The organism is Maridesulfovibrio ferrireducens, from assembly GCF_900101105.1.
GTDB classification, from domain to species: domain Bacteria; phylum Desulfobacterota; class Desulfovibrionia; order Desulfovibrionales; family Desulfovibrionaceae; genus Maridesulfovibrio; species Maridesulfovibrio ferrireducens.
In genome coordinates this window covers 422,200-432,674 of record NZ_FNGA01000004.1, presented here as the reverse complement: position 1 = coordinate 432,674, position 10,475 = coordinate 422,200, and the positions used below count along the sequence as shown (strand labels likewise).

The window sequence follows — 10,475 nt, the reverse complement described above, 5'->3', positions numbered from 1 at the left end:
TACGCCCGAAACTTTATAAAATATTCGGGTCTTTTCAATATGTTGAGAAACGTCGGAAGCAGCTTTTAAACGAAGCTCAGACGGCTAAGAAGTACGGGCTGTACGAATCCCCAGATCTTTAACTGTTTTCCAACCTGAACCTGTGATTTTATGAGCTTCCTTCAGCACCGAGTCCATTGCAGTGAGAAACTTGTCTACGTCATCATCATTAATCATTAACGGCGGAAGAATTTTAACAGTATCAAGGCCATGCCCTGCAACCTGACTTAAGATATCATGCTTCTCAAGCAGCGGCATAGTTATCATCTGACAAAACAGATCATCATTCATTTTATGAAGCAGCTTCCAGCTTGCTTTAAGAGCCAAAGACTTAGGCTCACCGAACTGCATCCCGATCATAAGTCCTTTTCCGCGAACTTCGGTCAACATCTCATACTTTTCAGCAAGTTCCCGCATTCCTTGAATGATACGATCACCAAGCCTATCAGCATTCTCTGAAAGTTTTTCCTGTTCAATTATTTCAATTGTTGCCAGTCCGGCTGCCATCGCAAGATCGTTCTGACCAAAAGTATTTGAATGAGCAAAACATCTTTCCATTGAATCAAAAATTTTAGCATGTATCGCACGGGTGGTAATAACAGCTCCAACGGGAATATAACCACCGGAAAGAGCTTTAGAAATCACCAAAATATCAGGCTTAACACCCCAATGGTCTACTGCGAACATTTTACCGGTTCGACCCAGTCCACACTGAACTTCATCGGCAATCATCAAAGTGCCATAACGGTCACAGAGTTCGCGTGCGCCTTGAAGATATCCGTCTTCGGGTACAAAAACGCCCTTGCCCTGAATCGTTTCAAAAATAAAAGCACCGACATCACCGCCGGAAAGAGCTTTCTCAAGAGCACCTAAATCATTAAAAGGAACTCCTGAACAGTCCGGCAGTAAAGGTTCATTCCTACCCCTGAACTCTTTATTCCCGTTCACGGAGAGCGCACCGAGAGTCAATCCATGAAAAGCATGCTCACAATGAACGAGTTTATGGCGCCCTGTGGCCTGTCTCGCAAATTTAAGAGCTCCTTCAACCCCTTCCGCCCCGGAATTGGTAAAAAAGACCGCTTCAAGATCACCCGGAGCTAACTCGGCAAGCTTTTCAGCAAGCATTCCCGAAAGCACTCCCAAATCCATCTGTACAAGACTGGCTGTTTTAGCATCAATAGTTTCATGCAGAACTTCAGCAACATGAGGATGGTTACGCCCTATATTGTAAACTCCGAATCCCGCGAGAAAATCCAAAACTTTCTTTCCCTTTGCATCTGTCAGATACGCACCTTCGGCTGACACATAATTACGGTCATACCCGATTACTTCCAGAACCCTGACGAATTGAGGGTTAACATACTTACGATGAAGATCATAAGATTCTGCAATTCTTGACTTATATTTGCTAACAATATCCGAACTCATTGTTTTAAGCTCCACTATAATTTTACTGTCATTTATTCTGTTTAAAGGGACTCACGGAAAATACTCTGCTTGCCCTTCGCGGTCAATGGCTTGCCACGAATTTAGATGCTTGACAACAAAGTTGCCAAAACCGCCTTTGACCTGTAGATTTACGCACATCTTAATGACCTATAAAACAGGCTTAAATAAAAATCGCTGCCTGCAAAGGAGGCTACAAATAATGAGTAAAGTAGTAAGGGCTGAAACAGCCGGATTTTGTATGGGAGTCGACCTTGCTCTCAATAAACTGGACTCACTGATTGAAAATAAGGACCGCGGATCTATCTATATTTTAGGACCGATCATTCACAATCCGCAGGTACTTGAAGAATATGAAAAAAAAGGCGTAATAACTGCCAATTCAGCTGACGAAATTCCCAGAGGCTCTTTTGCTGTAATCAGAGCACACGGAGTTCCGCAAAACGTTGAAGAAGAACTTCGCGAAAGAGGCATAAACGTCATAGACGCAACCTGCCCGAAAGTAAAAAAAGCACAGCTCCTTATTAAGCGTAACACTACTGACGGACGCATCCTCCTGCTTTACGGTGAAGACAGCCATCCTGAAGTTAAAGGACTTTTAAGCTATGCCCCCTCCGGCACGTGTCTCTTCGACAGCACAGAAGAACTCAAATCTATCGAACTGGACCCTTCAAAAAAATACTGTCTTGCAGCACAAACCACTCAAGATCGTATTATTTATGACGAAATAATTCAATATCTTGAAAGTAAAGGGCTTGATGTAATCGTGCTTAACTCCATATGTGATGCAACCCGCCAGCGGCAGGAAGAAGCTATCGTACTCTCCAGCAAAGTCGATCACATGATCGTTGTCGGCGGACGCATCAGCGGCAACACCCGCAGATTAGTTCAGGTTGTTGAAGCAACCGGAACAAAATGTACTCATGTAGAAATAGCCGAAGAACTCCCCCTTAAAGGGCTTAAAAATTTCAACACAATAGGACTCACAGCCGGAGCTTCTACTCCCAAAAGGCTTGTCGACAGCATTCAGCAGATTCTTGAAGAGCTTTAATTAAAGATTATTCCTTTCTCCCTGTTAACAACAAAACAGCCCGCAATTTTTAATATAAATTGCGGGCTGTTTTAGTAATAATTTAAATTCAAACGGTTCTATACATCCCGCCCCTTATCAATCACTGCGGAATTCCATGTGTAGTTTTTAAATCCCTGATTAAAAAACAGGGAATATAAAACCGGACACAAAATCAAGGTCAGCACAGTAGCAAACATCAAACCGGACATAATGCAGTTTGCCATCGGCCGCCACATTTCGCCGCCTTGTAACGAAAGCGGAACCATTCCGATAATAGTAGTCGTCGCGGTCATAATAATCGGCCTTGCTCTTTCAAGGGAGGCAAGCACGATTGAATCGGCTAATTCAATTCCCTTACCACGCTGCATTTCTATTCTATCTATCAACATAATCGCATTGTTAACAATAATTCCCAGCAGACTGATCATTCCCAGCATGGGCATAAATCCGAAAGGAGAATTAGTGAGAATCATCCCCGGCGTAATTCCGCACATCATGGGCGGCAACGTCAAAAGGATGATAAGCGGCCTTCTGAACGAGTTAAACTGAAATATAAGAACCAGAACAAGCAGCCCCATTGCCAGAGGCATGTTGGCGTTGATTGATTCCTGACTTTCCTGACTCTTTTCAAACTCTCCGCCGTAACTGACCGAATATCCCATAGGCCATTCGGAAGATTTCATCATTTTTTCTATCTTCGGCCGCACAGCATCAAGTGTTTGCAATGCGAAATATCCATCATACAGATCGGCCTTAACTGTCATTGTCCGAGTCTGATCTCTGCGGCGAATATCAGAAGGCTGCCAAACCAGTTCAGATGTGGCTATCTGACTGAGCGGTACACTTCTGCCGTCCTGATATGAATAGACATTTATACTTTCAAGCTTATCAAGTCTGTTACGAAAAGAATCTTCACTTCTAAGTACAATCGGAATATTAACATCACCCTCGCGATACGTAGAAGCCTGATAGCCGCTCATGCCTGATTGAAGGCTCATTGCGACATCAAAACTTGAAAGTCCTGCTTCGCGCGCCTTGTTCTGATCAACATCAACCACCATCTTTTTGGCCCACTGCCCCCAGTCATCCCAGACACGGGAAATTCCGGGAGTAACTTCAAGCAATGCATCAACCTTATCTCTTAATGCATACAATGTTTTTTGATCAGGCCCGGAGATACGAATCTGAACAGGCGCTCCGACAGGTGGGCCGTTCATCAATTTTTTAAGACTGAAATCTGCATCAGGATAATTGCTTTTAAGTTCCGTGCGAGTTCTGGCTATAAGCTTATCCACGTCTTCAATGGATCTGGTGTTAACAATAAAAGTTGCCAGATTGTCATTGCGTTGTTCAAGGTTAAGCGGCAGATACCACCTTGGACCACCATGACCTATAAAAGTTCCTATACTATCCACCCCGTCATCGGCGAGTAGATACTTCTCAAGCTTTGCAACTTCCTCAGCAGTCGTATTTATATCCGAACCGAAAGGCTGCCAGAAATCTATTGTGAACTGCGCTCTTTCATTAGGCGGGAAAAACATTTTCGGAACAAATTGAAATCCCCAGAAAGCAGCGATACATCCGGCTAGCACCAGCGAAAGAAAAGCTGTGCGATGTTTTAGACAAAACAACAATAAATTTCTATAACCATTATACATACGACCTGAAAATGTCTGAATTACGACTTTGGGCTTGAGTACATAAAAACAAAGCATGGGGATCATGGTCATGGATAAAGCCCATGAACATAACAAGGTCAGGGTAACAACCACAAAAAGAGAAAAACAATATTCCCCAACCGTACTTTCAGCGAGTGGAATGGGAAGAAACGCAAAAATAGTAGTCAGAGAAGCGGCAAGAAGCGGCATCCAGAGTTCTGAAACAGCTCCGATAACAGCCTTCATTCGATCTTCGCCAGCCGCAAGCTTTACCAGAATAGCCTCTGAAACGACCACTCCGTTATCAACTAAAATCCCCAGTGATATTATCAGAGAAGCAATTGATATTCTTTGTAAAGCCACGTCAAAAAACGGCATCAATGCTATACATCCGAGCATGGCCATCGGGACCAGCGACCCCGCAACAAGGCCAGTCCTGAATCCTGCAAATGCGAGAATAACTAATACTACAAACAGAAAAGATTCAAGTAGATTGATCATAAAATTGTTAACAGCCGTTTCTACATATTCCGGCTGATACACAACAATATTATAATCCATGCCGTGATACAGATTCGCTGAAAGCTGATCAAGCTTTGCTGTGACTCTCTTGCCCAACTCCATAATATTATTGCCGTCTGCCATCGAAACGGCAAGCATAATGGCGGGAGCACCGTTATAACGGCTCATAACAGACGGCGGATCGGCAAAACCTCTGGAAACCTTTGTAACATCGGAAAGTTTCATGCTGGACTTCATGCCTTCAAGCCTCATTGAAAGGGAAGCAATGTCGTCTACAGACTTAAATTCTCCGGTCGGTTCAATGGAAATTCTGTCCGGCCCTACTTTGGATGAGCCGCTCGGTCTAATAGAATTCTGATGATCAATCATCTGTCCCACGGCAAATGGGCTTACCCCTGCCGCAGCCATACGCGAGTTGGAAAAATCGATATAAATTCTTTCGTCCTGAAGTCCCCAGCGGTCAACCTTCCCAACGCCTGAGACCATCAGCAATTCATCACGGGTATAATCCGCAACATCCTTAAGTTCACGATATGAAAAGCCGTCTCCCGTCAGCGCAATAATAATACCGAAGACATCTCCGAATTCATCATTGATGACTGGAGTCATAGCCTCTGACGGTAACGTCGGCTGAGCATCCGAGACTTTGTTGCGGAGCTTCTGCCACATGGGATTCATATTTTTGATGGAAGCATAAAATTCCACTTCGATAATAGAAATCCCCGTCATTGACTGAGAACGAACGACTTTGACATCACCGATTTCACGAATTTTTTCTTCAAGTTTATCAGTGACAAGTTCCTCAACACGCTGAGGAGAAGCACCTGGAAAACCGGTTATAACCACCGCGGTCCGGATAGTAAAATCCGGGTCTTCCGCCTTGGGAATGTTCATAAAAGTCATTACCCCGCCCAGCGCTATGAGCAGGAAAATGGCAATCGATGTGCGATTATTTTCAATGCACCACTTTGCAATGTTCACGAAAGATCTCCGACTGTTTTAACCTTCATGCCATCCTTAAGGGAATGAACTCCGCGGGTAACAACAGTCTCACCGGCCTTTAAGCCCTCTTTTATCTGGACGCCTATCGGGGACAATGAACCGATCTCAACCTTGCGCAATTTCACAATAGTACTGTTTTCAATAACCCAGACGTGCGTGCTGCCATCAGGATTACCCACAACAGCGGACGGTGGAACAAATATATGGCTGCTTCCTGTGCGCCCTGGAAAATTTACATCCCCTGACATCCCGCTGCGGAGAAGCTTATCCGAGTTATTCAGATAAACCTTAACCGGAAAAGAAGCCCTCTGGTTGGCTCCGATACCGACTTCCATGACAATGCCTTTCATCACTTTTCCGGGCAGCGCATCAAAAGTAACTTCCACATCTTCTCCTTCGCTGACTTGCGAAATCAAAGTATCAGGAAGTAGTATACTCATCTTCATCTGCCGCCCTGCGTTGAAAACAATTACACCCTGTCCAGATTGAACATTTTGATGAATATTAACGTTTACCTTACTTACCCAGCCATCAAAAGGAGCTATAAGAACTGTATATTTAAGTTTTTTACGGGCAATATCGAGCATCTTTGCCGTGGCATTCAGATGGGCTTCCTGAGATTTAAAGTCAGCAACAGCCTGATCCAGCTCACTCTTAGATATTACCTTACGGTCATAAAGCTGAGTAACTCTGTCCACATCGGCTTTTGCGCGGGTATAATTTGCACGGACCTGTTCAAGCTGAGCTTCTATCTGATTAACTTCCAGCTCATAGTCGGCGGGGTCAAGCTTAGCGACAACATCACCGGAGCTGAATTTTCTACCGATCTGGTCGCCGGAAAAAGATATAATTTTTCCGCCTACACGAAATGAAAGTTCCGATTCAAGAGCATCTTCCGCAGTACCGGAAAAGGTCCATTGCCTGTCGGAAAGAGATTCTCCCACCTGCATTGTTTTTACAGGGCGTATAATTTCCTCGACAGATCCCTGCTTATTCTTGCATCCGGCAACAACTAAAAAACTCAAACACAAGACTGTAAGTATTACTTTATTCATTTTCACTATTCCTGACAGCCTACAAAGGCGACTGCTCTTCTACACAAAACTTCTGTGATTATTTCTATATTTTCAGGTGTATATTCATCCCAACCAATTCTTGTCATAAGCACCTTTGGATGAACAAATTTAAGAACCATCCCTATCAGGGCCGTGCCGACAATCGCACGTTCTTCTGTTGAAACCTTACCATCCATTGCAACGGCAAGAATTTCCCCCAAACTCTCAAATATCGGAGTAAAGAGATACTCATCAAGCATTGGATATAGTTCACTCGGAGCTGCAAGCTCCCTTGTAATGATAAGAGCAGCCCACATCGTTTCCTGACTCCCAGCTGATCGTCTGATAAAGAAACCGAAAAACCATTTAACTAAATCACTTTTTGTAAGTTTGTTCTGTTTCAACATATCAACACGCTCACGCACTTCTTCCAATGACGGAAAAATTTCACTTCTGCGTTCAATCATACTTTGTAAAATAGCCTCATAAAGTCCAAGTTTACCGCCGAAGTGATAGCCGACAGTGGCAAGATTTATTTCTGCTTCCATGGCAAGATTCCGCATGCTCACGCCTCTGAAACCATTCAATGCGAACAACCTTGCTCCAACCAGCAAAAGCCGCTGGCGAGTCTCTTCACCCCGTGACTTTTTATTCTTCGGTCCCTTGGATATATCAGCCATATTAAAAACCTCTTATTAATTTGAGTTAATAAAAGTTAACTACGCGCCACTCAAAAGTCAAACGTTTGTTTAAAACTAGTGTTTAAAACTATTGTTTAAACACTCAATCAATTTTAACACCTAAATACAACCACTTAGGCATAATAGATTTTTACACTTTCATTCTGCGATGCAATAATTTATCTCAAGAATACAAACCGATAGATTATGAGGAAAGAAACAGGAGAATAATTATGACAGCATTGCTCGTTATCGATATGCAACGAGGCGTATTTGAAGGGAATAAAAAAAGATTTGATTCAGCAAATATTATTGAACGCATAAACCTGCTGATAGATTATGCACGTGTAAAAAACATTCCAGTCTTCTTTATTCGCCACAACACCCCGACAGAGGAAGATCTTAAATATGGCTCTGACGGCTGGCAGGTTCTTCCCGCCATGCACAAAAAAGACTCAGACATAGCTGTTGAAAAAACATGCTGTGATTCTTTCTGCAAAACTGATCTTGAAGAACAACTCAATAAGCTTGGTGTGAAAAAATTGATTGTAGCAGGATGCTGCACAGACTTTTGCGTAGATACAACAGTTCGCGAAGCCGCCAGCAGAGGATTTGAAGTAACGGTAGTATCAGACGCGCATACCACTGCCGAGAAACCATATCTTGAAGCAAAAATTATTATAGAACACCACAACTATGTATGGTCTGAGATGGAAACACTGCATCCAATTAATGTTCGCCCTACTGCGGAAATAATCAAATAAATAAAGCCCCCTTAAAGCTTGCTTTAAGGGGGCTAAATATTAATTAAAACGTTATCTTATTAACTTACGCAGAATTAACTGATCCTTGTCGTTTCCAGCACTGCATCAATAGTTTTAAGCCTGTTTAATGCGCGATGCAGATGTCCGAGGTCGCGAACTTCTACTGTGAATTCCAGCAATGAAATACCATCCACATCAGACTTAAATGTGCCTGAATCAATATTCACGTCCTGCTCAGCCAAAACAGAACAAATTTTTGCAAGCAGCCCTTTGATATTTTTACAACGAATACTTATCTGCGCAGGATGAGAAGCTTCTTCCTGTCCGCCGGACCACGAAACGCTTAAGAGGCGCTCTTCCTCAAGACTTTTTACATTCGGACAGGTTGCGGCATGAACAACCACTCCACGCCCACGACTGATATATCCGATGATAGGTTCACCGGGCAACGGAGTACAGCAACCGGCAAAACGAATAAGGACATTATCAACGCCTTCAATCTCAATGGAGTTGGCGACATTCTGGCTCTTATCTTCACTGACTTGCGGTTCATGAATCTCAGCCTCTTCCGGCTCTCCTTCAATGTTGTTGATTACCGCATAAAGCCGGCGCAAAACTTTCTTAGGAGTAATTCGCGAATATCCGATATTTGAAAGTAAATCATCAACATTTCCACATGAAAATTCATCCGCAAGCATGACGAAATAACCGTCTTTGACAGCTTTAGGCACGTTAAGATTCATGCGGCGGCCTTCTTTCTCAAGCATCTCTTTAGCCAGACTGATAGAGTGCTCTCTTTCCTCAGTCCTGATGTAATGCTTGATACGGGTACGGGCCTTTGCAGTCTTTACAAACTTAAGCCAGTCACGGCTGGGCTTACGTTTTTTATCAGTAAAAATTTCAACGGTATCACCGTTTTTAAGACCGGTTGTGAGCGGAACGAGTCTGCCGTTAACTTTTGCCCCGGTGCAGTGATTACCGACATCAGTATGAATTGAATAAGCAAAATCTACAGGAGTAGCACCGTCCGGCAGTTCTTTAATATCACCGCCGGGCGTGAAAATATAAACTTCGTCATTAAACAGATCAAACCTGAGCGAGGACATAAATTCGCGAGGATCTTCAAGCTCGCGCTGCCAGTCCATAATCTGCCTGAGCCATGAAAAACGCTCAGCATCTCTATTCTGCTTTGAAGAACTTGTGCCGGATTCCTTATATTGCCAATGAGCGGCAACACCGTATTCAGCAACCTTCTGCATTTCTTCAGTACGAATCTGAATCTCGATGCGCTCCCCTTCGGGACCGACAACAGTCGTATGCAAACTCTGATACATATTGGCTTTAGGAATAGAAATATAATCCTTGAAACGTCCTGCAACAGGCATCCACATGGAATGAACCAGTCCAAGGACCGCGTAACATTCCTTCACAGATTCAACTACGACCCTGAAAGCTATGATGTCATGAACTTCATCAAGCTCAAGTCCCTGACGCGTCATTTTATTATAAATGCTATATTTATGCTTGGTTCTACCGTTAATAGAACCTTTGAGTTCGTTGCTTTCCAAAACGTCATGCAAAAGACCCAGCACTTTATCAACATATTCTTTACCCAGAGTATGCTGACGTTCAAGGCCGTCGGTAATGTTCTGGTAAATATCCGGTTTTAAATAGTAAAGACAAAGGTCTTCAAGATCACGCTTAACCATGTACAGGCCGAGCCTGTTAGCAAGCGGAGAATAAATATCCAGTGTTTCCTGAGCTATTAAAAGCTGCTTGTAACTCTTCTGGAAATCCAGAGTACTCATATTGTGCAAACGGTCAGCAAGCTTAACCATAAGTACACGAATATCTTCAGCCATAGCTAGAATCATCTTACGGATATTTTCTGCTTTAGCTATTGCTTTGGACTCAAAATCCATCATTCCTATTTTGGTCACGCCGTCGACAATATCCGCGACCTCTTCCCCGAAAAGGTCTGCAATTTCATCGATTGTTGTATCTGTATCTTCAACTGTATCATGAAGGAGACCTGCTGCAACAGTAGGTTCATCCATCCGCATATCAGCTAAAATTTTCGCAACATGGAGAGGGTGAGACAAATAAGGCTCACCCGAAAGACGCACCTGTCCTTCGTGAGCGCGCGCAGAGAACACATAAGCTCTCCGAATGAGATCCATATCAGGATCATCAATATAGGTACTGACTATATCAGTAATTTCATTAATTCTTATCAT

General features: G+C 43.3%; 7 protein-coding genes. 2 read left to right on the top strand and 5 right to left on the bottom strand.

The genetic code is table 11. The features are described from left to right. Nucleotides 1-84 precede the first annotated feature (84 nt). On the bottom strand, nt 85-1,467 hold the full coding sequence (locus BLT41_RS14430) for an aspartate aminotransferase family protein (RefSeq protein ID WP_092162380.1): 1,383 nt from the start codon (nt 1,465-1,467) through the stop codon (nt 85-87). Nucleotides 1,468-1,687: 220 nt separating this feature from the next. On the opposite strand from BLT41_RS14430, the gene ispH reads away from it, so the two are divergent. Next, entirely contained in the window at nt 1,688-2,536 is an 849-nt protein-coding gene (gene ispH / locus BLT41_RS14425; RefSeq protein WP_092162379.1) for a 4-hydroxy-3-methylbut-2-enyl diphosphate reductase, read from the top strand. A 98-nt stretch (nt 2,537-2,634) separates the two neighbouring features. On the opposite strand, the gene BLT41_RS14420 is transcribed toward ispH, so the two are convergent. The 3 genes from BLT41_RS14420 to BLT41_RS14410 are packed head-to-tail and all read right to left on the bottom strand — an operon-like array spanning nt 2,635 to nt 7,474. Next, nucleotides 2,635-5,718, bottom strand: coding sequence for an efflux RND transporter permease subunit (locus BLT41_RS14420; protein WP_092162377.1), 3,084 nt, complete (start codon nt 5,716-5,718; stop codon nt 2,635-2,637). Then, nucleotides 5,715-6,794, bottom strand: coding sequence for an efflux RND transporter periplasmic adaptor subunit (locus tag BLT41_RS14415; protein ID WP_092162376.1), 1,080 nt, complete (start codon nt 6,792-6,794; stop codon nt 5,715-5,717). Before BLT41_RS14415 ends, BLT41_RS14420 begins: the two co-directional genes overlap by 4 nt. A 5-nt stretch (nt 6,795-6,799) precedes the next feature. Further along, nucleotides 6,800-7,474 (bottom strand): CerR family C-terminal domain-containing protein, encoded by a 675-nt coding sequence (locus tag BLT41_RS14410; RefSeq protein ID WP_092162375.1) that lies wholly within the window; start codon nt 7,472-7,474, stop codon nt 6,800-6,802. Between the two features lie 233 nt (nt 7,475-7,707). Between BLT41_RS14410 and BLT41_RS14405 the strand changes: the two genes are divergently transcribed. Further along, a complete protein-coding gene (locus BLT41_RS14405; RefSeq protein WP_092162374.1) occupies nt 7,708-8,238 on the top strand; it encodes a cysteine hydrolase family protein in 531 nt (176 codons plus the stop codon). A gap of 74 nt (nt 8,239-8,312) precedes the next feature. Here the strand turns inward: BLT41_RS14405 and BLT41_RS14400 are convergent, their stop codons facing one another. Continuing rightward, on the bottom strand, nt 8,313-10,475 hold the full coding sequence (locus BLT41_RS14400; RefSeq protein ID WP_092162373.1) for a RelA/SpoT family protein: 2,163 nt from the start codon (nt 10,473-10,475) through the stop codon (nt 8,313-8,315).